Here is a 25,541-nt window from a genome sequence, read left to right as displayed (position 1 = left end):
GATTGCTTTGATTCCGCTTCTATTCCGCATCTAAATCTTCTTCAGAGCGATGTCTGGCACTCGCAGGAGCAAGCCCACAGCGGGTCTGCTCCTGTTGTGCTTTTTGCCGAAGCCATCCAGGAATACCGAGTTCCGCCATAGCGTACAGCCGCTCAAACTCGCGCTGAAAGTGGGCTGCGACGGTGGCGTTGTCGATCACCAGCAGGTTTTCGTCGTTGTTGTGGTTGGCGGCGGCGCTCCAGTTTTGGGAGCCAGTGATGACGCGCTGCTGGTCGATCACGGCGAACTTGTGGTGCAGCAGGTCGCCCTCCGGCAGGGTGGGAATGCCCACGGTGGCGATCGCCCTCTCCCAAGTTTTATTCCCCTTCTCAATCCGACACTGGGAATCAGGCAGCACCACGCCCATCATGTCTAGCGCCTCGCTGTAATAGCGGAAGGCAAAGCCGGGGTCGATCAGCGCCCGCACCTGAACGCCCTTTTGATGCTGTGCTTCCAGCGTGCTGCCCAGGTTTTGGTCAGAAAACACAAACAGCGCCAGATCCACCTGTCGCCGCGAAGCTGACAGGGCCCGCCCAATTAACCCGTTAACGCTGATCTGCCAGGGCTGGGTGGGCGAGGTGGGCGAAAACTGGACTGTCACCCGCGAGGTCGGCGCAAGCAACGCTGAACGGGGCGATCGCGCGGGTTTCTGTAGCCCAAAGCGACTATCGGGGCGGCCGCCGGGCCCATCGCCCCACATCAGGTTAAATTCGTCGGTGAAAATCTGCGCCAGCGCGATGTTCTGAATCCGCAGCAAATGGTTGGGATTGCCCCGGCTGTCTGGTGCGCCAAAGTCGCCGTGAATGTCCGAGGTCGTGAAGTTTGCCGACCCGACGATTACTACCTGACCATCCACCACGACAAACTTGTGGTGCATCAGCCCGCTGCCCTTGGAGCCATCCGCCGTGTCGTCGATCAGCGGTACGCCGGCCGTTTCCAGCATCACTAGGGCATCGCGCCGCGCTGCCTCCTGGGGCGAAACGCGACCGTCGCCGTTTTCGTCCATCAGCCGCAGCGCCTCTTGATACCGAGTGCGATCGCGCTCCGACATCCGCCCCGTCTCTGCCCCCGACACCTGGCTCAGCGGCCGCCGATAGTTGTTTTCCACAATCACCCGTACCCGCACCCCCGCCCGATGCTGCTGCACCAGAGCTTCGGCAATGCGCGGCAGCCGCAATTCCTGCACTGCCACATCGAGCGATCGCCGCGCCGACAGAATGCCGTCCACGATCACCTGCTCCAGATCGTCCCCCAGCCGCTCCACGCCCCGATAGGGGTCTTGATAACGCGCCGCCTGCGACTGGTTGAAATAGGCCTGAATCAGCGGATCTTGCGGCAACGGCTCCAGCAGCGGGGCCTGCGCCACTCCTCGCCGCCACAGGCTCAGCCCCGCCACCAGCAGCAGCCCCGCCGGAAGCAGCAGCAGCCAGCGCTTACGTCTTTTGGATCGTGTCATCGAAATGGCCCTGAACGGTGTCAGGGATCAGGGATGCAGGACTCCTATCAATTCTCCGAAGTGGCGCTGCGAAAGTGGGGCTGCGAATGCAATTGCTGGAAGCCCTGCCGACGCTTGACCAGCCCTCCAAAATCGCAATCGCAAGTCAAAATTGCAGACCCAAAATCGCAACTCTAAAATCCCAACTCCGAAATCGAGAATAGATATGCCCCATACCCTAACCCCCTGAACCCTAAGTTTCCCGACAGCCAGCAGGTGCTAACGCCTACCAATGCACCGTCTTGCGTTCGCGGACGACGCGGCGATAGATGGCTTCGGTTTGGGCGGCCAGGTCTTCCCAGCGAAAGCGCTGCACTAGGTCGATGTAGGCATTTTCCACCAGCACTTTGGATTCTTCGGGATGGCGCAACACTTCCAAAATGCCCCAGGCAAGGGAATCAGGGTTGTTGGTCTGGGTGACGATGCCCGTTTTGCGGTGCTGCACCACTTCCGGCAAACCGCCCGTGTCGGACACCACGACGGGCACGCGGGCGGCGAAGCTTTCCAGCACCACAATGCCGAAGGGTTCGTAGAGGCTGGGAAATACGGCACAGTCGGCGATCGCCTGAAACTGGTTTAGGTCGGCATCGGACATAAACCCAGTGAAATAGCACTTGTGCCAGATGCCCAAATCCCACGCCTGCCGCTTCAGATGGTCGGTATAGCCCGTGCCGATGAGGATAATCTTGGCATTGCCGCCCATCTCCCAAATCACCTTGGGTGCAGCACTGAGCAGATTGTGAACCCCCTTTTCGTGGGTCATGCGCCCGACGTAGTAGACGATGCGTTCGTCATCGGTGGCATAGCGGCGGCGAAAGGTTTGCCAGTCAAACTCATCACGGGCGGGCTTTTTCTCTGGGCGAATGCCGTTGAACACGACATCGGTTTTGTCCCAGGGGCAATGCAGCACACGCTCCACTTCCCGCTGCATATATTGCGTACAGACAATCAGCCGCCAGGCCTCGTGGGCCAGCAGCTTTTCCTTGCCTGCGATGTAGTGGTGAGTGGGGTTGTGCAGCCCGTTGTGGCGACCGGCTTCGGTGGCGTGGATGGTGGCGATCAGGGGAATGCGGAAGGCGTGTTTGAGGGCGATCGCCGCATCGCCCACCAGCCAGTCGTGGGCGTGGATCAGGTCGAAGGGGCCATCTTCTGAGAGCAGTTTCCCGCCGTGGCGGCCCATGCTCTCGTTCATGTTCACCACCCAATGAAAAAAGTCGTGTCCACCCGTCACCGGGACGCGATGAACCCGCACCCCTTCCACTACCTCATAGTGGGGCGCTTGCCCAAACTCCACCGTCAGCAGGTGAACCTCATGCCCCAGCTTCACAATTTCGGGAAACAGTTCCGAGACATGGCGAGCGATTCCTCCCACGATGCGCGGCGGAAACTCCCATGCCAGAACCAGGATCTTCATTGCCCCATCCATTCACATCGCCTAAGTTCCACCAATTTTACACAGCTTAACCCCGCTCAATAGTTCAAACGTTAAGTCCATTTACAAATGCTCGACTCTATTCAAATCCCACTGCCCCGAAGTTGCGAAATGTAACGATACACTCAAGATAACGGGCTGGCAGAATTCCCCCGAATCTTGCCCCCGAATCTTGCCCCCGAATCTTGCCTCCAGTCCACGCCTGCAACCAGCCTAAAACGACCTGAACCCATGACTGATGCAATGCAAACCCTCACCCTCGGCCCCAGCGGCCCCACGGTTCCTGCCCTTGGTATTGGCACCTGGGCCTGGGGAGACAAGCTCTATTGGGGATATGGCGGCGACTACGACGAAGCCGCATTGCGCGATGCCTTTAAAGCTGCGATCGAGGCTGGTGTGAACTTCTTCGATACGGCGGAAATTTACGGGTTTGGCGAATCCGAGCGGCTGATTGGGCGCTTTGCAAAGGAACTCCAGCAGCCCGTGGTTTTAGCGACAAAATACTTTCCCCTGCCCTGGCGGATTTGGGGAAGTGCAGTAGCCGATGCTCTAACTGCCAGCCTCAAGCGGCTCCAAGTGCCCACGGTGGACTTGTATCAGGTTCACTGGCCCTTCGACTTTTTGATGGGACAGCCAACGCTGATGAATGCCCTGGCTGATGAGGTGCAGCAGGGTCGCATCAAGTCTGTCGGCGTGAGCAACTACTCCGCTGAGCAGATGCAGCGGGCGTATGACCTGCTGGCGCAGCGCGGCGTGCCCCTAGCGGTGAACCAGGTGCAATATTCCCTGCTAGCGCGGCAGATCGAGCGCAACGGTGTGATGGATGCGGCTCGGCGACTCGGCGTGACGATTCTGGCCTACAGTCCGCTGGCGCAGGGGTTGCTGACGGGTAAATACACACCCGAAACCGACACGCCACCCCAGGGGGCCCGCAGGCTCGACCCGCGTTTTAGCCGGGAGGGTCTGGAAAAACTCGCGCCAAAGGTGGGCTTGCTCAAAGAGATTGGGCAGAAATATGACCGCACTCCGGCGCAGGTGGCGCTCAACTGGCTAATTGCTCAGGGCAATGTGGTGCCGATTCCGGGTGCAAAGAACGCCAGCCAAGCCGCCCAAAATGCCGGAGCGCTGGGCTGGATGCTGAGTGAGGAAGAAAAAGGGGCGATCGCCCAGGCTTGGCAGTAACGGAGCGGTGGAGGGAGGAAAGAGAGAAGAGAGAACAATGAAGACAGAAGAACGAAGAACGAAGAGATACCGTTTTTCTCTCTTCGTTTTTCGTTCTTCTGTCTTCATTTTTCGTTTTTTCTTTCTCCGCTTCTCGCCTCACCACCCCAACACCCCGACACTCAAGACTCTTGGGGCTGCTTGTAGCCAAAAAAGTCGATGGAATAGCCTGTGATCTTCACGCCCGTTTGCTGCTCAATTTGTTCGATCAGCTCAGCGGGTAGCTCGATATGGACATCCAAGATTTGGTTGGTATCCAGGCAGTTGACGTGGCTATGGGGATCGCTGATGTTGCCGTAGAGCCGTCCGTCGGAGCGCTCGACGCATTCGATAATACCCTGCTCAGACAGCGCCTCCAGGTTTTGATAAACAGAAGTGTGGCCAATGTCTTTGCCCTGCTGGTTGAGGCGATCATAAATCTCGCGGGCCGAGAGGTGTTCCTGCTGCTGCCAGAGCAACTCCAAAATGAAGCGGCGCTGCTTGCTGAGGCGCATTCCCAAAAGCTGACAGCGATTGAGAGCGTCTTCTAGCGAGCGAATGGGCTTGCGATCAGCAGTTTCAGGATTCATAGTCTCGACGTGGCAGCTTTAACCAGCGGGTTATCAAGATGGCGTTAGATGGCGTTAACGGATGATGAATGGATAATTTGAGATGATTTGATCTGGCTTTTTTGATCCGGCTTTATTTAATTCTAGTCCAGAGGTTCGAGTCGCTGTTGATACATCTCATACTGGGAGGCTGATCAGGAACCTGAGCGGAGAACTGGCTGATAAATTTACTGGTAAATCTACTGGTAAATCTACTGGGGAACGTACCCTATGAGGGCAGCCGCCCTGCGATTCTCATTAACCTGGGCTGACTTGCTGAGCAAGGAACGTCTGGGCAGTGAGGCTTTCAGCAGGCTCCCACCTCTTATGCAAACTCACTACAACTTTAACTTAAAACTGTCAAGACTGTCCATAGGGGCAGAATTTCGAGGGAAAAGGGCGATCGCCGCGACTATCCCAAGTCAGAGTTTCCTCAATGCTGCTTCTGCCAGGATTGCAGGACTGGGGCCGCCAACATCCGATTTGGGACTGGCGATTTCGGATTTTGGTCGGGCTAAGCTGGGGCTTGCCGAACCTGTGATTTTTGAGCATCTGTACTTGCGATCGCCCGTACTGCTACACTGGGATCAGGGCTGGGCGTGGGTTCATGATTCCGCTGCAATTAAAACTCAAGAATTTCCTCAGCTATCGGCAGGCGGCGCTCGACTTTCGAGGGCTGCATGTAGCGTGCGTGTGTGGGCAAAATGGAGCGGGCAAGTCGTCGCTGCTGGAGGCGATCGCCTGGGCAATCTGGGGCGAAAGCCGCGCAACTCATGAAGACGACGTAATTCACCAGGGCGAAACCGAAGCCCAGGTGGAGTTTACCTTTAGCTGTCGCCAGCAGACCTATCGCGTGCTGCGGACGCGGGTGCGCGGGCAGACCAGCAGCCTGGAGCTTCAGATCGAAACGCCGACGGGGTTCCGGCCGCTGACGGAGCGGGGAATGCGGGCAACGCAGCAGTTGATTTTGCAACACCTGCGGCTGGATTATGAAACCTTTGTCAACTCGGCCTATTTGCGACAGGGGCGAGCAGACGAGTTCATGCTCAAACGGCCAGGCGAGCGCAAGCAGATTCTTGCCGACTTGCTGAAGCTGGATCAGTATGACGAGGCGGCGGAAACGGCCCGAGAGCGATCGCGCCTGGCCAAAGCAGAGCTAGACGTGCTGGAGCGATCGCTAGAAACCCTGGCACAGCAGCTAGAGGCGGGCGCGTCTCTATCGGCAGAGTGCGAAGCGCTGAGGGCGACTATCGACACTTGGCAGCGAGATCAAGCCAGCGACACCGATGCACTACACCAACTGCAAGCTGTGCAACAGCAGCGCCGCACTTGGACTCAGCAGTTGCACCTGCATCAGCAGCAAGAGCAGCGGTTGCGGCAAGACGGCCAGCGGCTCCAACAAGACTTGGCAGCGGCGCAGCAGCAGTTGCGATCGCTCGAAGCGACCCTCTCCAAGGCAGACGAAATTACCGCAGGCTATACCGAGTTTCACAGCCTGCAAACCGAGGAAGAGATCCAGTCCGCCAAGTTTCATGCTCACCAAGCGGCGATCGCCCAGCGCGACCAACTCCAGCAGCAACTGAATACCCAGCTTGCCGCATTGCAAGATCAGCACTTGCGCCTCCAGGCTCAGCGCGACACCCTCCAGCAGCAGATCCAGGAGTTGCAGCACACTCTGGCAAAAGCGCCTGACCTCGACACTGCTCTAGAAAACTTACGAATGGCGCGAAAGCGGCTGGCGCAGCTAGACCAGCTTCAGTCCCAGGCTGCCCCCCTGATGCAGCGCCAGCAGCAGATTCGTGCCACATTGGATCGCGCCCAGGCACGGCTCCAGGCCCGTTTAGAAGAATATCAAACGACACGGCAACAGCTTCTTCAGCAGCAGGGTCAGCAGGCTCAGGCTTGTCAGGCGCTAACCGCGATCATGGAACGGAGCGCGTATTTGGAAAATCGCCGTCGCTATCAGCAGGAATTGCGCGAGAAAGGCATGGAGCGGCGTACCTTTATGGAACGGCTCCAGGAACGTCAGCGCGAACTAGAGGCGCAGGTGGCGGGGCTGGACAATAAAATGGCGTTGCTTCAGCAGCAGATGCCTGGTGCGATCGCCCAGCCTGGCTCTTCTCTAGAGCCGCAGCGGACTTCTGCGGAACGAGCCTCTGAACGAGCCTCTGAACGAGCCTCTGAACGATCTTCAGAACTCTCTTCTGTCCCCCTGGAGTCGGAGCGTTCTGATTCGGCGGGAATCCGAAAACGTCGCGGAAAGCCAAAGCGAACGACGCTCAAGGCGCTGCCGGATGCAGCGTTAGTGGTTCATAGCCAGGAGCAGCCAAGTTCCCAGGGCTGTTTTCCGCCATGTCCCCTGTGCGATCGCCCGCTGGATGAGCATCACTGGGCGGTGGTGATGGAGCGGCATCACGCCGAAAAGCAGGAGCTTTATGACCAGCTTTGGGTGATTCGAGAACAGCTTGCCGTTTCGGAGCGCGAAATTCAGGTGTTGCGTCAGGAATATCGTGATCTAGAAAAGGAACTGGCGGACTATAGCGATGTTTTGCAACTGCAAGGCCAGCTTCAGCAGCAGGTGCAGGACAGGGCGGCTGTTGAGGCGCGGCTGCAACAGTTGGCGCAGGAGGAGGCGGATCTGGGGCGATCGCTGCAAACGGGCGACTATGCTCCTGACCTGCACGAAGAGCTGCGCCTGCTGGATGAAACCCTGGCGCAGCTTCAATATGATGATCGCGACCATGCCCTGGCGCGGGGCGAGGTCGATCGCTGGCGCTGGGCAGAGATCAAACACGCGGAGCTAAAGCAGGCGCAAAAGCGACTCCAGCAGCTACTCGCTCATCAGCCAGAGTTGGAGGCGCAACTGGCAACCGTAGAACAGCAGCGGGCGGAATTGCTGAACCAGTCGGTGTTGCAGCGGCAGATTCGCGACTTGGAGCAGCAAATCGAGGCGATCGCCTATAACCTGAAGCGCCACACCACGTTGCGAAACGCGCTGCGGCTGGCGCAGGTGTGGCAGTTGCGCCATCAGGAGCTTCAGCAGGCGCAGCAGCAATATCCCCAGGTGCAGCAGCAGGTGAAGGATCTGGCGGCGCGGCTGACAGAGCGATCGCACTTGTTAGACACGCTCTCCGCAGACATCCGGGCGCTGGTGCAGCAAATCGAGGCCACGCCCGACCCCGCAAGGGCGATCGCCACCCTAGAACAGCAGATCCAGCAGCGGCGCACCCAGCTTGATGCGGGGCTGGCCAATTTGGGACGGCTGGAACAGCAGATTCAGCAACTTGCAGCCCTAGAGCAGCAGCAGGCAGATTTGCTGATTCAGCAGCGCAACCTCCAGCGCCAGCGCCAGGTCTATCACGAGCTAGCCCAAGCCTTTGGAAAAAACGGCATTCAGGCGCTGATGATCGAAAATGTGCTGCCGCAGCTAGAGGCAGAGGCAAACCAGATTCTAGGACGGCTGAGCAATCATCAACTGCATATTCGGTTTGTGACGCAGCGGGCCCGCCGGAAGGGGAAATCCAGCAGTCCCCAAGGCCTGATCGACACGCTGGATATCCTGATTGCCGATGCCAACGGCACGCGCCCCTACGAAACCTATTCCGGCGGCGAAGCCTTCCGGGTGAATTTCTCGATCCGGCTGGCGCTGGCGCGGCTGTTGTCGCAGCGGTCGGGCACGGCGATGCAAATGCTGATTGTGGATGAAGGCTTTGGCACGCAGGACGACGCAGGCTGCGATCGCCTGATTGCCGCGATTCAGGCGATCGCCCCCGATTTTGCCTGCATCCTCACCGTCACCCACATGCCCCGGTTCAAGGAAGCCTTCCAAACCCACATCGAGGTAACAAAGACAGACCAGGGATCGGCTCTGAGTCTGGCGTTTTAGGTGGAAGTGTTTTAAGGGAAGTGTTTTAAGTGCGTTTTAGGTGCAACTTTTGGTGCAGCGTTTTAGGTGCAACTTAGATGCAACTTAGATGCAGCTTAGGTGCAACAATCCAGCCAGATGCGCCCAAAGTTCTAACTTTTGGGCTTGTGGGTACTCGCAATCGACAGTTCCTTGAGCTGCTTGTCGTCCACGGGCGAAGGCGCATTGGTCATCAGGCAGCGGGCCTGCTGGGTTTTGGGGAAGGCCATCGCATCGCGGATCGACTCTTCGCCCGACAGCAGCATGGCCCAGCGGTCAATCCCGTAGGCGATGCCCCCGTGCGGCGGCGTGCCGTATTCAAAGGCTTCTAGCAAAAAGCCAAACTTTTCGCGGGCTTCGTCGGGCCCAATGCCGATCAGCTCAAACACCTGCTGCTGCACATCGGGCTGATAAATCCGCAGGCTGCCGCCGGCCACCTCAAAGCCGTTGTAAACCAGGTCATAGGCCTGAGCGCGGGCGGTTTTCAGATCGTCCAGATCCTCAGGGTGGGGCGCAGTGAAGGGATGGTGCAGCGGTTCGAGGCGCTTTTCCTCGGCGTTCCACTCAAACATCGGAAAATCCACGACCCACAGCAGATTAATCCTGTCCGGGTCAATCAGCCCCAGTTCTTTGCCCACTACTTGCCGCAGGCGATCGAGCGTTTTGTTTACGGTATCGGTGTCGCCTGCGCCAAACAGCAGCAGGTGTCCAGGTTTCGCGTTTGTCCGCTGGAGAATTTCCGTTTTTTTCTCGTCGGTGAGGTTGTCTTTGATCGCGCCGATCGTTGTAATTTCGCCATCTTCACCAACGCGGATAAAGGCTAAGCCCTTCGCGCCCATTGTCGTCGCTTCGTTAAACAAATCCCCACCAGGCTTGATGCGGACGTTGGAAATCGCATCATTGCCACCGGGAATCGGCAAGATTTTCACAATGCCGCCCTTGCTCACCGCATCGGCAAAGACTTTGAAGCCCATATCCTGCACCACGTCCGACACGTCCACTAGCTCTAGCCCAAAGCGGGTGTCGGGCTTGTCGCTGCCGTAGCGGCCCATTGCTTCGGCGTAGGTGAGGCGCGGGAAGGGGCGCGGCAGGTCAATGCCCTTCAGGGTTTTGAACACCTGGCAGACCATTTCTTCGTTCAGCGACAGAATTTCGTCCTGGGTCATGAAGCTCATTTCCATGTCCAGTTGGGTGAATTCGGGCTGGCGGTCAGCGCGGAGGTCTTCGTCGCGAAAGCAGCGGGCGATTTGATAGTAGCGATCGCACCCTGCCACCATCAGGATTTGCTTAAACAACTGCGGCGACTGGGGCAGCGCAAAAAACTCGCCCGGATTGACGCGGCTAGGCACGAGGTAGTCCCTCGCTCCCTCCGGGGTAGAGCGGGTCAGCACGGGTGTTTCCACTTCCATAAAGTGGGCTTCGTCTTCCAAAAAGCGGCGGAAGGTTTTGATGAGTTCATGGCGCAGTTGCAGGTTGCGGCTCATCCGCTCGCGCCGCAGATCCAGATAGCGATATTTCAACCGCAGGTCTTCGCGCACGGGTTCTTGCTCAGCAGTAGACACCTGGAAGGGCAACTGCTTTCGCACCGCGCTGAGGACTTCAATTTGGTCGGCATAGATTTCGACTTCGCCTGTGGCCAGCTTGGGGTTGAGCGATTCTGGCGGGCGCTGGGTGACGCGGCCCGTGATCTTCACCACATACTCGTTTCGCAGGCTGTCGGCTAATTTGTAGGATTCGGGCGTGCGTTCTGGATCGCTGACAATCTGGGCAATGCCCGTGCGATCGCGCAAATCGACAAAAATCACGCCGCCATGATCTCGTCTGCGATCCACCCAGCCACAAAGGGTAACAGTGTCTCCAACGTGAGTTGCTCGCAGGTGACCGCAGTAATGAGTACGCATGGAAGTCAGGATTTAGAGGAATAGATGAATCAGGGTTGCAGCATTGTCGGGCAGACCGGGAAAGATCGTGCGGAATGCCCCAACTAAAACCTATTCATTATCCTGCATTCGGGCCGCTATTGACGATGGTTTTGAAATGCCCTCATGCCCAGTCTTGCGCGGGAGGGATAAGGGCAGTACGGGTTCTAAACCTCGCCTAAGTTGAAACTTGTCGCTTTTATTCTTCAGGGTCTAGGTGATTTTTCATCTAGAGATGGTCAGCCAGTGCCGCGGGATTGGCATTAGAGCTAATTTATGAAGCAAATCTTAAGAAGCCTGAAACTCTTGGCATGTGTGGCTTTGAGGTCATGTTTGCCCAGGAAAAGCGGTTTCTCGGAAATCCTTGATTAACAAGGCTTTCAGGCTCCTTTACAAATTAGCTCTTAATTTGTTTCTGAAATTGCTCAACTCGTTGAAGGGTTGAGGGGATAAACAAGCAGGCACAGTAGAGCGATCTCCAGAGCGATCGCCCAACCAATGCACAATGGCGGTGAGGCAGTGTCTTCCAGCGCAAACGTATGCTATTGCAAATGTATGTTAGCGCGAACTTATGCCAGGGCAAGCAAGTGTTCAGCAAGCGTCTGGGGGGCAGACAGGTAAGGATTGTGGCTAGTGTCCATCGAGATCACCTTTTTACAGGGAAGCGCTGTATAGAGCCGCTTCTGGGTGGACGGGCCGATCGTATAGTCTTGCAGACATTCAATATAAACACGGGGCACCTGCCCAAACCGTTCAGGCGTGGTGGATATCGGTATGGTCATGGGAGCCGCTGCCTGAGGAATTAGCAGCGCCTGAACCAGCGCCATATCTTCGTCGGAGCAATCGCCATAGCCGACCTGTTTCAGCGCCTCTGGACGAAACGACACCGCAAGCTGATCTTCTGAAAAGACGGCATTTGCCAGAAGCAGCGTTTCAGTATCTTCCTGGCTAATACCCAGCATAGTCTGCCCATTCTCTGGCAAGTAGCCCGCCAGATATACCAGCGTGCGAATCCGGTCGGGACAATATTCTGCTGCCTGAGTAATAATCCCGCCGCCCATGCTGTGCCCTCCCAGCACCACGGGTTCTGGCTGTTCGTTCAGGATCTGGCAAACTCGCTCCACGTAGGCGGCTAGCGTCACGTCAGCAAGGGGCGTTTTATCTTTGCCATGTCCCGGCAGATCGGGTGCAATCACCGTGTGGCTGTGCTGCTCCAGCAACGGCTTTACCTTGTACCACACCCACGCGCCAGATCCGGCCCCGTGAACTAATACAAATACACTCATAAAGGCTTCTCCCAAAGCATATCAATGTATCTTGAAGCGTATCTTGAAGCGTATAAGACCCAGCAAAGTCTTGCCAGAATCACAGCGCCAGGAATTTTTACTTTTGTGAACTGTAGGACTTACGCAGTTGGATGATTTCTCGCGGGCGGTGCCCGCGAGAAATCATCCAAACCCCAGAAAACTCATTGCAAGTGCGTAAGTCCTGAACTAGTTATTTTGAACTGGTTATTTTGAACTTGCCATAAGTGCCATAAGTGTAAGACAAGCCACTATGTGGAAACTGTTCTCTCAAGGTTGAGCTTCCTTATATTGGGTCTACATCGCGAAGCTGCGGTATTGCGAAGCTGCACCACAAATTAGCCGCGATCGCCCCTGGGATGACGGTGTAAAGTAATCTAGTTTGCACAAGGACAACCGCCGAACGATACTTATGAGCAACGCTGCATCCCCCTCCTCAACCAGCACGACCGATGCTTCCTCTAGTCCCTTGGCCACAGACCGCGACTGGTCGCCCCTGCTGCAACAACTGCTCGACGGGCGATCGCTCGATGCAGACCAGGCCGCAGACCTGATGGAGGGCTGGCTATCGGAGTCGATTGCGCCCGCGCTGTCCGGAGCGATTCTGGCGGCAATCCAGGCGAAGGGCGTGTCGGCAGGCGAACTGGCCGGCATGGCGCGGGTGCTTCAGGCGCAGTCCCTCGGCAAGACGGTGGATGGAGGCTTGCCCGCGCCATTGATCGACACCTGCGGCACCGGGGGCGATGGTGCATCTACGTTTAATATCTCAACCTGCGTGGCCTTTGTGGCGGCGGCGGCAGGGGTGGCCGTGGCTAAGCATGGCAACCGGGCGGCCTCCAGTCGTGTCGGGTCGGCGGATGTGTTGGAAGGGCTGGGCGTGAACCTGGGCGCACCGCCAGAGCGAATTCGGGCGGCCTTGCGGGAAGTCGGCATTACGTTCCTCTTTGCCCCCGGCTGGCATCCGGCGATGAAGGCCGTCGCGCCCATCCGCAAGACGCTGAAGGTACGAACCGTGTTCAACCTGCTGGGGCCGCTGGTAAACCCGCTCCAGCCGACGGGGCAGGTGATGGGTGTGTTCAGCCCGCAGTTGGTGGAAACGGCGGCACAGGCGTTGCAGCAGCTTGGACGGGAAGAGGCGATCGTGCTGCACGGGCGCGAAAAGCTAGACGAGGCAGGGCTGGCAGACTGGACGGACATGGCGGTGCTGTCGGGTGGAACCGTGCGATCGCACGCCGTTAATCCCGAAGCGCTGGGCCTTACATCTGCGCCCACCAGTGCCCTGCGCGGCGGCGAAGTGGCGGAGAATCTAGAAATTTTGCGGAACGTGCTTCAGGGCAAAGGCACTGCGGCACAGCAGGATGTGGTGGCGCTAAACGCAGCCTTGGCGCTGAAGGTAGGCAATGCGATCGCTGACGCAACCGACGACCTCGATCACACGCTGCGACTGGGTATCGTGCAAGCAAAGGACATTCTCAGCAGCGGAGCCGCTTGGGCCAAGGTCGAGGCACTGGTGGACTTTTTGAAAGGGTAGTGAAAGGGCAGAGATTTCGCGGTCTGGAGCCACGTCTCTATACCTCTGGCATAACCCCCAGTGCGCTCTGGATTGTAGACCTTCTGCATTCGTTTTTCGTTCTTCGTTCTTCGTTTTTCCATTTTTCTGAACCCCTAGCGCGATCGCGCTGGGAACTCCGCTATGAGCAGGAATCGGGGCAAATCGATGAGCGCAGGCGGGAAGGGCGATCGCTTCTTTACAGATTCTTAATTATTTTGTTGCGATTTGATGGCGATCGCCCGTTTCCCCGCAATAATACGGAGAGATCTAGCAGAATATTAAAGATATAGCCCCTGCATTTTTCCGCAACGGTTCTCCGGCGCTCTTCAGGGACATCTACGATGCAGTTGATCTTCAGCCCATCCTTGACCTTTTTGAGCCTCCTCCATGTATGCTGCTCCCCCTACCCCCTGTAAGCGAACCTACGCAATTCTACGGATTTATCCCGGCGATCTAGACCCTACCGAAGTCACGGAACGTTTGGGCATTCAGCCGACGCTGTGCCAGTGGCAGGGCAAACTGCGTCACCCCGGCAAGCCGGCCCACATTGCTTCGCTCAACGGCTGGTTTCTGTCGTCCAAAGATGCGGTCGATTCCAACGATTCGCGCCATCACATCGACTGGATTTTGCAGCAGTTGGCACCCCGGTCTGAGGCGCTAAGAGAGCTACAGAAGATGGGCGCACGGACAGATCTATTTTGTTTTTGGGAATCGGTAGATGGGCACAGCGGCCCGGTCATGTCGCCCCAGCAGATGCAGAAAATTGCCGATCTGGAATTGGACTGTGGCTATGAAGTGCTGGTTCGCAGCGGTCGCTGAGGAAAGACCGGGTTAGGCAACACATCTATCAACATTAGGACTTACGCAGTTGAACGATTTCTCGCGGGCGCAGCCCGCGAGAAATCGTTCAAAGCCCAAAAAGCTTATCGCAAGTGCGTAATATCAATTCTCTAAATACCCACTACACATAGAGCATCGACAATCCAATCCCACTGAGTCAGCGATCGCAGCGACTCCGCCGAAAGGCGACAAACCCACTGGCTGATGGCGTGCTGGAGTTGGCAAACATCATCAAAGTGAACCCAAGCTAGCTCCCGCTTGAGTTCCCGCCAGACCCGCTCAATGGGATTGACCTCAGGGCAATAAGGCGGCTGAAACACCAAGATGACATTGTCCGGTATCGTCAGGGTCTGAGCCGTATGGGCTGCGGCATTATCCACCTGAATCAGATGTAAATCATCGGGGAACTGAGCCGCAAAGCTGTGCAAAAACGCCTCAAAACAGGAACTGTCGAGATGAGAAAACTCGACTATCCACGATGCACCGCTCAGCGGTTCCACTAGACCTTTAGTTTGGACTAACTGGCATCACAATAATGCTCAACAGGATGCCATAAAGAATCTGCTCAACCGTTCATAACAGTTGAACTTAAGGAATTGGATACAATCCTGCTCGCAGTTAAGCTGCTGTTGCAACCGGACTGTTCAGGGATTGTTCGGATGTCTTGCGTTTCGAGGCTCGTTTTTTGACCATCGGATAGCAGGGACGAGGAGTTGGCTTGTGCCCCTTGCCTCGTCCTGGCGATTTACCACGAGGTTTAGGCGCAGGAGCAGGGGTGCCAATCGCTGCCAAAATGCCTGCAAACGCTTGTGCGACCCGACCCGGAGTCAACGTTTCTTGCGGTGCCTGCCAGGGCAAGGGGTGGTCAGTACAGTCCTTTCGCGCTAACCACAACTGCCAACTGAGCAACGGCATCAGGCTGCTCCACTGTTCGGTTGCCGATACAGAACTGAACTGGGGATGTGTCCAATATAGCCTCTGCTTGGCAAAGCGATACCAGTGTTCAATGGCAAAGCGACGGAGGTAGTGCAACCACAGGGTTTCTAACGGAGGCATCTGCTCACCCAGCCAAACTAACCACAAAGGAGCCAAGCGTCGCGTGCTGCTCTGTGTCTCCAGCACCTCCACGCGCAACACTTCCATTGCCCGTTTGGGGATTTGCGGAAATGGTATGCACTCCAACGACTGACCCGCACTCGTCCCCAGTTGGGATCATCGACTTCAACGGTTTCGACCGGGACACTCCAAGTGTCAGGGTCATTGAGTTTCATCTTATGTCCATGCTTGGCAGGTGCGCCTCGCCCTCGATACGCTGGGGGCGCGCCATAGACACATCGATTGGATGTAACCCGCAGCAGCAAGTCTGCCTCAATCCCTGCCGTTTGGTTGACAAAACTGGCATTGCCGTACCCTCGGTCGTAGATCGCCAACGGACGCACCGCTAACTGCCGAGTCACTTGTTTGAGTTGGAATGCCGCTTTACTGGCGGGTGTTTCAAAGCTGGTGATGCGCTCATGCCGCAATGGTAATGCCCAACTGCCCCTGTCTTCAGCAATCCAGGCTAAGGTACTGTAGTTTTGTCCGGCTATCGGGGCATGTCCTGTTCTGCCTGATAAGGTGCGGTCTTTCAAACGCCTGGCAGCAGGACGGTTCCACCGACTCGCATCACCTGCCAACAACGGTTGCTGCTGAGTCGGTATCTGCTGCACCAACAGCTTCAGCACCTTTGAGCGGGGTAGGCGGCTATCGCGCAACGCTTCATAGGGGCTCGACCACTGGCGACGAAAGACAGGACTCTGCGATAGCCTCACAAACGACACGATGCACGCACTCACTAACACGGCATCCATCAGATCAAACAGGGCATCTCTGGCGTTTCCCAAGCTGGCATACAACGTTTGGCGAAATTGCTGAAGTTCGTTGAAAATCATGGGGTCAATGTTGGTTGTACTTCATTGACCTTACGGCAGTCGGTGCTTCTCATTGACTGCCTTCCTCTTCACCATTAGTCCAAACTAAAGACTAGACCGTACAGCCACCGATACACAAAGTCCCATTGAACTGAACCAATCGGCTGCACCCCAAAGCCCGTCAACTTGCGATGTTGAACCGTCAGCAGTCCGACGCGGCTCTCATCGCTGCACCAATAGCGGATTCGCCCCCCGTAGCGTTGTCTCAAGGCTGGCGGAATCGACTGGCTTATCTGGGCTGCAAGGTTTGCTGAACGGACTCGCACGCCCCAGGAGTCTGCTTCTTTGACACCGGACGGGGCACTTTGAGCTTCGCTTTGAGCCGATAGCGCACCGTCTTATGCACCGTCTTGTAGGGGACGGGTTGACCATGCACCGCTGCGAGCCACTGCTGCACTGCTCCATAACTGCTAAAGCCTTCTGGATCTTGCAGTTCCCGCTCCAAAGATGCCAGGACTTCACCGCTAATCGCTCGCGGTCGTCCACTGCGAGATGCCACCTTCACCAACGCTTCGAGTCCACTCTGTCGATACTGGCTCAGCCAACGAGACACGGTCGTGCGATGGCAACCGCTCAGTTGGGCTAACTGCTCAACGCTCTTCGCTTGTCCGGTTTTTAACCACCACAACACCTGTACTTTACGGCGCTGTGATGACCGTTGCTGTTGTTCCAAGACGGCTTTTAGTTCTTCTGCTGTTTCAGCGATATCGATTTTGAGGACTCCACTCATGGCGGCTCGCTCTAACGTCTTCTTACATGTAGCAGATCTTTGGAGATTTGATATCAGATCAGCAAAGTCTGAATCTGCCGCAAGAAACTGACTAAGCGTTTAAGCGCCTAGCTTGGCTACTTAGTTGCTGTTTAGTTACTGTCTTTAGTTACTATCTCCGCTGGCTGTCACCAGCACTTCGCCTTTAAGCATCCGCTGCGCCGCATCAAGCAGCATTTCCTCCAAATAGGGCTTGGTAAAGTAACCCTTGGCTCCAAGCTGGATAGCCATTTGACGGTGGCGGTCGGCTCCGCGAGATGTCAGCATGGCAATAGGAATGTGGGTCAGGTGCGTGTCTTTCTGCATTCGAGACAGCAGTTCCAGACCGTCCATGCGGGGCATCTCAATGTCGCAGAACACCAAGTCGCAGGGCAAGCCAGACCGGAGCTTCTCCCAGGCTTCCTGCCCGTCGCGAGCCTGCTCCACCCGATAGCCAATCTTGGCAAACGTCATCGACAGCAGTTCGCGGACGGTAATGGAGTCGTCCACGATGAGCACCGTGGGTTCCTGCTTTGCATCGGCGGCATTAGCGGGTGGCTCTTCGCTGACTTCCCACAGGGAGCTACCGGCCTCGCGACGGATGCGGCCCATCGACAGGTCGATGAGTTCCAGCACGTCGGCAATGGGCATGATGCGTCCGTCGCCCAGCACCGTCGCCCCAGCAATGCCCAACGGTTTGGGCACAGGCCCTTCGAGCTGTTTGATGACAATTTCCTGTTCGCCCAAGACCTGATCGACTTGCAGTGCCAGATAGCTGCCCGCGTTGCTCCGCAGCACCACCACCGACACAATATCGTCTTCCTGGTTGCCGCCATAGACGCTGCCGCGACCCAGGCTGCGATTGTATTTCAGCAGGTTCGACAGCGGCTGGAAGGGTAGCAGTTGTTCGCGCCACGGGATACAGGATTGACCTTCGCTATTGATCTGGATGCGATCGCGCGGGACATCCAGCATATCCTGCACCCCGTCCATTGGGAAGGCGATGCGGGCGCGGTTGCTGATGCAGCACAGTGCCTTGGAGATACTCAGTGTCAGCGGCAGACGGATGGTGAAGGTCGTGCCGCGCCCGACAGAGGAGTCGATGTTGATCACGCCCCGAATTTCGTTGAGGCTGGTGCGAACCACATCCATGCCCACGCCGCGCCCCGCCAAATCGTCGGCTTTGTCGCGGGTGCTGAAGCCGTGGTGGAATAGCAGATCATACACATCCAGCCGAGACATATTCTTAGCTTCGGCAGGCGTGATTAGCCCACGGGCGATCGCCTTCTGTTTCACCAGTTCCGGGTCAATTCCAGCTCCATCGTCGCTGACCGAAATCACCGTCTGGTTGCCCTGGTGGAAAGTGCGAACCGTAATTCGCCCGGTCGGTGCTTTGCCCATCGCGGCCCGTTCCTGGGGCGACTCGATGCCGTGGGTAATGGCGTTGTTGACCAGGTGCGTCATCGGGTCATAAAGCTGCTCCAAGATCATCTTGTCGATCAGGGTTTCGCGTCCCTCCAACACCAGTTCTGCCTGCTTGCCACAGCGCAGAGAGATGTCGCGAACCGCACGGGGCAGGCGATCGGCGGTTTGGGCAAAGGGCACCATTCGGGTGCGGGTCAGCCCCTCCTGAAGCTGCGTGGTGATCTGGCGGAAGTTGCGGGTGATCTGATCTGTCTCGTCCACCACAAAGTCAATGTCCGAGGCCGATTCTCGCACCCGCACGATTAGCTCGATCATCTCCTGTGAGAGGGTGTGGAAGCCCGTGAACCGATCCATCTCCAGCGCGTCGAAGCTCACGCCCGTTGCGTGGTTGCTCTGGCTGCTGCTGGGTGCGCTGCCAGGAGTTGTAAAGGCAGAGGTCTTGCGTCCAGAGAGCAGAGAGCTTTCCAAGAGCGATCGCTCATACAGGTCGCGCATCCGCTGACCCACATCGCTCAACTGCTGCACTTGATAGAGCAGGTTGTCGAGGAACTGCCGCAGCCGTTCCTCAGCTTGTTCCAGACTGTTGCGGTTGACGACCAGTTCACCCACCAGGTTGTTGAGGTTGTCCAGGTTTTTGACTGACACGCGCATGGTTTGGTCAGTCAGGGTGGGGGCGTTGCGGCGCGTTGCGGGCCGGCGAGCCGCAGCAGCATTCCGAACTGCCCGCATCGTGGGAATGTCGGACAGGGTTTGATCGGCGTTTTCTAGCAGCCGTTCCAAGTCCTCAAACTCATCTGCCTCGTCCTCGCTGGGAATTGGAGGAGCAGTAGGCGGAACAGAAGTTACATCTCCGTCGAGCAGCGCTTCCAAATCCGCAAAGTCGTCCGCCTCTTCCACGCCAAACCCTGAAATAGGCGTTTCAGAGGCAGTTGTTGCCATTTCTTCTTCTAGTAGCGCATCCAGATCGGCAAAGGCATCTACTTCATCCCCAACGCTGTCCTCGTTAACCATGCTAGAATCTGCCAGCAGGTCTTCCAAGTCGGCAAAATCGCTGTTGGGGTCTGATGCGTTTTCAAACAGGCTGGCTTTGCTGAGGTCAAGCCCAAAATCTGGCGTGACGGTTTCGTCGGCATTGCCCAACAGCAAATCCAGGTCGCCAAAGTCGGCTACGGCTGCCGCAGTTTCGGGATTGGGGGCGATCGCCTCCAAAGGCTTGCTGGAGATCAGGGGTTCTTCTACTGAAAATTCCTCTACTGAAAGCCCCTCTACTGAAAGTTCTTCTACTGGAAGCTCCTCAGCAGAAGCGCTGGCTCCGTCGTCGATCGACTCTTCAATCGCAAGTTCTGCTGCAAGTTCTGCGCTTGTCTGTAACTCTTGCAGATCTTCTACTTCTAACTGAGGCTCCTCTAGTTGCGACTCTTCCAGCAAGGCATCCAGACTGCCAGCGGCTTCGGCATCTACCCCTGAAAACAGTTCGTCTCCATCCAGCGCCTCCGTGCCCAGAGCTTCGTCCAGTCCCAGATCGATCAGGGCCAACTCATCTTCTGGTGAAGAAACATCTTCAGTCGCATCGAGATCAGCGCTAGCAGTAGGCTCTTCTAGGAGTTCTACGTCTGCATCACTTAGGTCAAAGCCCCCCAGATCTTCGACCTCCAGCACGTCTGAGTCAGCCGTTGGGTTGATTGCTGGAGAGGGTGCTTCCTCTTCCGGTAGATTATCCAGGCTGTCCCAAATCGCTTGGGCTGATGGCTCAGCGCCCCACAAATCAGCCGTCATGTCCTGATCGGCCTCCACATCCCACATCGCTGGAGCCGGAGTCAGCGCCGCCAGCCCATCTTCAGAATCCAGCGCATCTAGCCAGGACGTTGGCTGAGAAGCAGCGTCTTCCTGGAAATTATCCTTCAGGTCGAGTCCCATTTCAGGGTCGCTCAGATCAGAACCGTCCATCGCCAAAGGATCTTCGGCAGCAGACGGATTCTCCGTCAATGCATCAGACAATACATCCGATGCATCTAATACATCCGATGCATCGGATGCATCCTCAGCCACATCCGCGGTAGGCGGCTCAAACAGGATTGCCGAATCCCTCCCAGCCTCAGCGTCTTCGCTGACTTCGGCTAGCGCTTCTGGCTCTAAATCGCTGCCCAAATCTGCAAAGAAGTCGTCTAATGCGTCTAGATGCTGGTCAGGTTCTAATACTTCAGACAAGTCCAAGAAGCTGTCTTCTGGCCCGCTAGTGAGTTCTTCCAGCAAGCCATTATCCGAATCGTCTAGTCCAAAAAAGTCTGGGACTGGAGACTCTTCAGCAAATAGGTCGCCATCCAGCAGGTCATCCAGAGATGCCTCTCCAGTCACTGCAGAGGCATCAGGATCGGTAAATTGCGGTTCTGGCTGCGCTCCAAACAGAGATTCTGAGGAGTCATCCATCTGAGCCACGCTGTTCGCCGCAGCATTCAGAATTGCAGAAAGATCGTCGTCTGAATCGTCGGCCGCGCTTTTAAAGCTGCCGGAATCGTCCCCAGCGCCGTAGGATTCTAGCCCGCCCTCTAGCTCTAGTTCTAAGTCGCTCAGTTCGCCAGCAGTGTCTTGCCCAAACAGCAGGTCCGAGAAGTCGCTAGAGGGGTCAGGCTCTAGCGGTTCGGGTAGCTCCACCTCGACTTCTGACAAGATTTCTTCCTGCCAGATGATTCCTAGGTCAGGGGCTTCGTTTTCAAATAGGTCAGCCAGGCTGTTGAGTTCTGCGATGCCGACTTCTGGCCCGTTTTGCTCGTCCCCTGTGGGATCATCGGCTGCGGCAAAATCTAGTTCTTCTAAGCCGCTGGGCCCATCCAACGCATCCAGGCCTAAGGCACTGTCATCCGGTGAAGCGAAGAGGTCTGGTGCATCCGAAGCGGATGTATCCGGCAAGTCAAAATCGGCTGTGTCAAATGACCGTTCAAAATCGTTCGTGCGATCGCCCGATCCTGCCTGCTCATCCGCCGCCGCACCAAACGCCGCATCAAAGTCCAGCGGATCGAGATCTAGAGGCGCGTTGGGTATATCTAGCACTTCGGCATCGGGCAAGCCAAATTCGGCTGCATCCACGCCACCATCGGTGGTTGGCGGCACCGATAGCCAGTCGGCAGCAGGTTCCAGCAGCAGGTCGTCGCCGCTGGGCTGGAGTTGGAGTAGGGCTTCGCTGGGCGTGATGTCGGCAGCGCGACTCGCTAGCACCTGTTCCTGCGCCTGCTTGATGTCTTTGATGATGACGGGCGCAAGGGTGCGAAACTCGTTGTCGGGATGGGCGATCGCCCCTTCTGCCAGAGAGAGCAGCTCCGCCCAGGCAGGCAAGTCAAACGGATCGCCGTAGCCGCTCAGCGTGCGACAGAGGGACTGAAGCTGTTGACGAGTAGCATCACTGTCTGCCTGCTTGAAGAGTTGCAGCATTTCTCGCAGGCGAGCGGGCACGTCGCTCTGGAACATCAGGAGCAGGGCGCTTTCCTCGGCGATCGCAGGCTGTGGCGCAGGGGCAGGCATTGCCTTGGCAGCAGGAACCGATAGCTCCACATCCTCCGGCGGCGTGCCACCCGACTGAGCCACCAAACGAGACAAATGTTCGTTGATTTGCCCAAAGATTGGCTCCACCCCAGCCATCACCTCGGCAGATTTGTCATCGGTCAACCCAAAGGGACCCTGGAGGTGATCCAACAGTTCTCGCAGCGCGTCAAATACGCCTAGCAGCAGAGTTTCTAGAGTTTGGTCAACCTGCACCGGGCACTCTTTCAGCACCTTGAAGTAGTCTTCCAGGCGGTGGGATGTGTTTTGAATGCTGTCCAGCCCCAACATTGCCGCGCCGCCCTTGACCGAGTGCGCTGCACGAAACACCTCGCTGACCATCTCCGAGTCTTCGATGGTGGCTTGCAGATTCAGCAACCCCTGCTCGATGGTGTTCAGATGGTCTTTTGCTTCTTCAATGAAGTAGCCCAGGATGCGCTGTTGTTGTTCCGACAGCATAGCGGTGTTCCTTTTAAATGGGGGAAATGCGCGAAATGAAGATGGGGTGAGCGGTTCAAAATGCAAGAGGGCGTATCCCCTCAAAATCTAACCTAATGTACCCGAATCTATCCAAAGCTCCATCAAGTGCCGAGCAAGCCAGTCAAGAAGACGCAGAAGACACTACTTTTCAACGCGGAACCGTTCCACCGAGTTCAGCAGGTCGCGGGCAACGCCCACCAAGTTTTGCAGCGAACCCGACACGCGCTGTGCTTCTTGAGAGGTTTCTTGGGCGGTCAATTCCACTGACTGCATCACCTGAGCCACGGCGCGGGAGGTTTCGGTTTGCTCGATGGTGTCGGTGGTAATGGAGCGCACCAGCACGTCGATGCGGTTCGACACCTGAATGATGTCTTCGAGCGATCGCTTTGCCTGTTCTGCCAGCCGGGTGCCCTCGATCACCTGCTGCGTACCTTCTTCCATCGCGGTCATCACCGAGCCAGTCTCGCTTTGAATTTGCAGCACGATTTGCTCAATTTCCTTCGATGCTTTGGCGGCCCGGTCGGCAAGCTGGCGCACCTCGTCTGCCACGATTGCGAATCCGCGTCCTGCTTCGCCTGCCCGCGCCGCCTCGATACTGGCGTTCAGTGCCAGCAGGTTGGTGCGAGAAGCGATGGAGGAAATCAGAGCCACAATCTTGGAGATTTCCTGGGACGATTCTGCCAGGCGTTTCACCTTGCGAGTCGTTTCTGCCACTGTTTCGCGGATTTCTAGAATGCCGGATACGGTGCGCTCCACCGCTTCTCCGCCCTTGAGCGCAGTGGTAGAGGCAGAACGAGCCACCTCTTCGGCTTCGCGGGCGCTCTCTGCTACCCGCTGAATCGAATCGGTCATCATTTGCACAGAGTTCAGCGTGACGGCTAGCTCTTCCGCCTGCCGCAAGGCATCAGAAGAGAGCGATCGCGCAAAAATCTCATTCTCGGTAGATCCCTTAGTCACCTGCCGCGCCGCCTGCTTCACCTGCTGCACGATTTCTCGCAGGTTTTGAATGGTCAGGTTAAACGAGTCAGCAACTGCACCCAGCACGTCTGCGGTCACCTCTGCCTGCACCGTCAGGTCGCCCCGTGCCGCGCCTTCCACATCATCCAGCAGGCGAATCACCTGACGTTGCAGGTCTTCCTTCGCTTGCTCCTGCTCCTCCGCTTTGCGCTGGGCTTCGCTAGTGGTCGTCAAAATCACCCGCGCCATCTGGTTAAACCCAGACGAGAGTTGGCCCAGTTCATCTTCGGAGTAAACCGTTGCACGAGCGTTCAGATTGCCTTGCGACACAGCGCTGAACTGCGCCTGCAAATCGCTCACCGAGCGCTTGATTTGACGATTCGACGCAGCGCTCAGAGCCGTTGCCGTACCGCCACCAACCAGACCCGCCGCCACCGCCATCACCAGCCCCATCTTTTGGCTTGCTGGAATAATGGTCGGGCGGTCTTCTTCGGGCACTAGAAAGTTGGATGCCAGGAAGCCGATCGTCGCCACGGCGATCGCCGATGTGATACCCGTCGCCAAGCCAATCAGCCACTTCTTGCTGTCGAGCGGCGCGTTTGCCAAGGGAGCTAGCCAGCCCTGCTGCTCAGCCACCTCAGCCTCCACACTCCGCCCATCGCCCTGAGTAAAGGTCGGCAGCGCATCCGATACACCAGAAAAGCTGAAGATTTCGTCTTCTCGAATCACCGACTGATCGGCTCCCCCGTCAGTCAAGTCAAACCCACTCTCACTGGACACCATGCCCGCACGCCCGGAAACCAAAAAGCTTTCGCCGCCGACCGAAGGACTCGTAAAGCCAGCCGAATGGTCAGACATATCGAAATCGGGCAGGCTACCCAAATCATCGAACTCTTCAAACTCATCTAGAAAATCCGCCCCTCCAACCGATCTGCCGCTGTGGGGGTCTTCGCTGGTTGAGAAATCGTCCAGGCTATCCAGGTCGTCCAGCGCATAGCTATTGCCACTGTCCACAAAGGTATGGTCATCCAAATCTGCCGAAAAACTACTGCTGCCGTTGCCATAGCTCGGCATCGAGTAGCCATTTGTCTCATGAGACGGAGAAGCATAACCTGCCGTACCATAATCCGACATGCCATAGTCCAATGGGTTATGGTTCAATGCGCTATAAGCTGATGCCCCGTAATCTGGCGTTCCATAATCTGGGGCAGCATACGGGTCATCCTCTTGCGGCTGACCATGCCCAAACGTTGCTTCACCATCTTCTTCAGACGACAAGGCTTCAAATTCATCCGACATCATGAATAGAGTCTCTTCCCCAGTCGATTCAGCAGGCATAGCAAAACCGCCGCTGGCAGAAGGCGATGGAAAAGATTCAAACACCTCGTCCTCTAACCCCGAATCAAAAGATAAGTCTGCATCCGCCGCCGGATCGTCGAATCCAGCCGCTGCAAAGTTCTCCATCGACTGTTCGGGATCGTCAAAGACATAGGGCGATGGCTGCCCTAACCCTGTATCTGCTGAACTCGCCAGCCCAGCCAAGGGATCATCTGATGCCGCAAAGGGGTCATTCAACCCAAAGCCATCGCCTGCGTTGTCGCCTGCGAATGGGTTGTCAAAGGGCGACGGAATCGCTTCAGGGCCGGCAAATGGGTCTTCTGCACCATTGAAGTCCAGCCCATCGAAGCTAAAAGCATTATCCAAGTCGCCTAGATCGCCACCCTCTTCAAAGTAAGTTTGGGAGTCAGTTGTGCTAACAAAATCACCGTCAATGTCGTCAAATCCGGCATCTGGGGCAACCGTCGCACCAGCATCGCTATACTGCTGGATTGTTTCTAACCCACTGTTGGCATAATCGACATACTCTGGGTCGTTGGTCAGCGACAGCACAAACTCGTACTGTTCACGCGCAATGTCGTATTGCTGGAGGCCATAGCAGTAAATATGTCCGCGCAATAGCCGCACATTGGGGTCATCGGGATAGTCTTCTACAAGGCGATCGATCACCGCTGCTGCATCGTCGTATTTTCCTTGCATATAGGCTCTTTCAGCCTGCTGATATTCCTGTGCGTATCCAGTGCTTGATCCCATGTGCCTTCTCCTTAAGCCTGTGCGCGTCTCCGAATGTGCCTCG

At 56.7% G+C, this 25,541-nt stretch carries 14 protein-coding genes and 1 pseudogene; 4 read left to right on the top strand and 11 right to left on the bottom strand.

Annotated elements, in window-relative coordinates; translation table 11 throughout:
• Positions 1–19: 19 nt before the first annotated feature.
• Both JTM80_RS05390 and JTM80_RS05385 read right to left on the bottom strand, forming a co-directional pair.
• On the bottom strand, positions 20–1,495 hold the full coding sequence (locus tag JTM80_RS05390; protein ID WP_205370738.1) for a phospholipase D-like domain-containing protein: 1,476 nt from the start codon (positions 1,493–1,495) through the stop codon (positions 20–22).
• A gap of 265 nt (positions 1,496–1,760) precedes the next feature.
• Positions 1,761–2,948: a glycosyltransferase family 4 protein gene (locus JTM80_RS05385; RefSeq protein ID WP_205370737.1), complete on the bottom strand. Its 1,188-nt coding sequence runs from the start codon at positions 2,946–2,948 to the stop codon at positions 1,761–1,763.
• Positions 2,949–3,209: 261 nt separating this feature from the next.
• On the opposite strand from JTM80_RS05385, the gene JTM80_RS05380 reads away from it, so the two are divergent.
• Complete coding sequence (locus JTM80_RS05380; RefSeq protein WP_172359019.1) at positions 3,210–4,148, top strand: aldo/keto reductase; 939 nt, start codon at positions 3,210–3,212, stop codon at positions 4,146–4,148.
• A 161-nt stretch (positions 4,149–4,309) separates the two neighbouring features.
• Here JTM80_RS05380 and JTM80_RS05375 read toward each other — a convergent pair whose 3' ends face one another.
• Positions 4,310–4,756, bottom strand: coding sequence for a Fur family transcriptional regulator (locus tag JTM80_RS05375; RefSeq protein ID WP_172357720.1), 447 nt, complete (start codon positions 4,754–4,756; stop codon positions 4,310–4,312).
• A gap of 625 nt (positions 4,757–5,381) precedes the next feature.
• On the opposite strand from JTM80_RS05375, the gene JTM80_RS05370 reads away from it, so the two are divergent.
• Positions 5,382–8,660, top strand: coding sequence for an AAA family ATPase (locus JTM80_RS05370; protein WP_205370736.1), 3,279 nt, complete (start codon positions 5,382–5,384; stop codon positions 8,658–8,660).
• Between the two features lie 131 nt (positions 8,661–8,791).
• Here JTM80_RS05370 and aspS read toward each other — a convergent pair whose 3' ends face one another.
• Together aspS and JTM80_RS05360 are read right to left on the bottom strand one after the other, a co-directional pair.
• Positions 8,792–10,579: an aspartate--tRNA ligase gene (gene aspS, locus JTM80_RS05365; protein WP_172357724.1), complete on the bottom strand. Its 1,788-nt coding sequence runs from the start codon at positions 10,577–10,579 to the stop codon at positions 8,792–8,794.
• Positions 10,580–11,166: 587 nt separating this feature from the next.
• Entirely contained in the window at positions 11,167–11,883 is a 717-nt protein-coding gene (locus tag JTM80_RS05360; protein WP_172357726.1) for an alpha/beta fold hydrolase, read from the bottom strand.
• 430 nt (positions 11,884–12,313) lie between these two features.
• Here JTM80_RS05360 and trpD point away from each other — a divergent pair, with 430 nt between their 5' ends.
• Both trpD and JTM80_RS05350 read left to right on the top strand, forming a co-directional pair.
• Positions 12,314–13,432, top strand: a complete 1,119-nt coding sequence (gene trpD / locus JTM80_RS05355) for an anthranilate phosphoribosyltransferase (RefSeq protein ID WP_172357728.1) — start codon at positions 12,314–12,316, stop codon at positions 13,430–13,432.
• A 408-nt stretch (positions 13,433–13,840) separates the two neighbouring features.
• Positions 13,841–14,272, top strand: coding sequence for a DUF4279 domain-containing protein (locus JTM80_RS05350; RefSeq protein ID WP_172357730.1), 432 nt, complete (start codon positions 13,841–13,843; stop codon positions 14,270–14,272).
• A gap of 131 nt (positions 14,273–14,403) precedes the next feature.
• On the opposite strand, the gene JTM80_RS05345 is transcribed toward JTM80_RS05350, so the two are convergent.
• The 6 genes and pseudogenes from JTM80_RS05345 to JTM80_RS05320 form a co-directional block, all read right to left on the bottom strand.
• Positions 14,404–14,793 (bottom strand): transposase, encoded by a 390-nt coding sequence (locus tag JTM80_RS05345; RefSeq protein ID WP_172357732.1) that lies wholly within the window; start codon positions 14,791–14,793, stop codon positions 14,404–14,406.
• A gap of 118 nt (positions 14,794–14,911) precedes the next feature.
• Positions 14,912–16,224, bottom strand: a pseudogene (locus tag JTM80_RS05340) (NF041680 family putative transposase).
• Between the two features lie 74 nt (positions 16,225–16,298).
• The gene (locus tag JTM80_RS05335) at positions 16,299–16,472 is read right to left on the bottom strand and encodes a hypothetical protein (RefSeq protein ID WP_205370735.1); all 174 of its coding nucleotides are present in this window, start codon (positions 16,470–16,472) and stop codon (positions 16,299–16,301) included.
• Positions 16,473–16,492: 20 nt separating this feature from the next.
• Positions 16,493–16,993, bottom strand: coding sequence for a helix-turn-helix domain-containing protein (locus JTM80_RS05330; protein WP_172354232.1), 501 nt, complete (start codon positions 16,991–16,993; stop codon positions 16,493–16,495).
• 144 nt (positions 16,994–17,137) lie between these two features.
• Positions 17,138–22,429: a response regulator gene (locus JTM80_RS05325; RefSeq protein ID WP_205370734.1), complete on the bottom strand. Its 5,292-nt coding sequence runs from the start codon at positions 22,427–22,429 to the stop codon at positions 17,138–17,140.
• Positions 22,430–22,591: 162 nt separating this feature from the next.
• Positions 22,592–25,498, bottom strand: coding sequence for a methyl-accepting chemotaxis protein (locus JTM80_RS05320; protein WP_205370733.1), 2,907 nt, complete (start codon positions 25,496–25,498; stop codon positions 22,592–22,594).
• Between the last annotated feature and the right edge of the window lie 43 nt (positions 25,499–25,541).

Source organism: Thermoleptolyngbya sp. PKUAC-SCTB121 (assembly GCF_016919485.1).
GTDB classification, from domain to species: domain Bacteria; phylum Cyanobacteriota; class Cyanobacteriia; order Elainellales; family Elainellaceae; genus Thermoleptolyngbya; species Thermoleptolyngbya sichuanensis.
The sequence above is the reverse complement of the archived record's forward strand: the minus strand, read 5'-3'. Positions and strand labels throughout refer to the sequence as shown.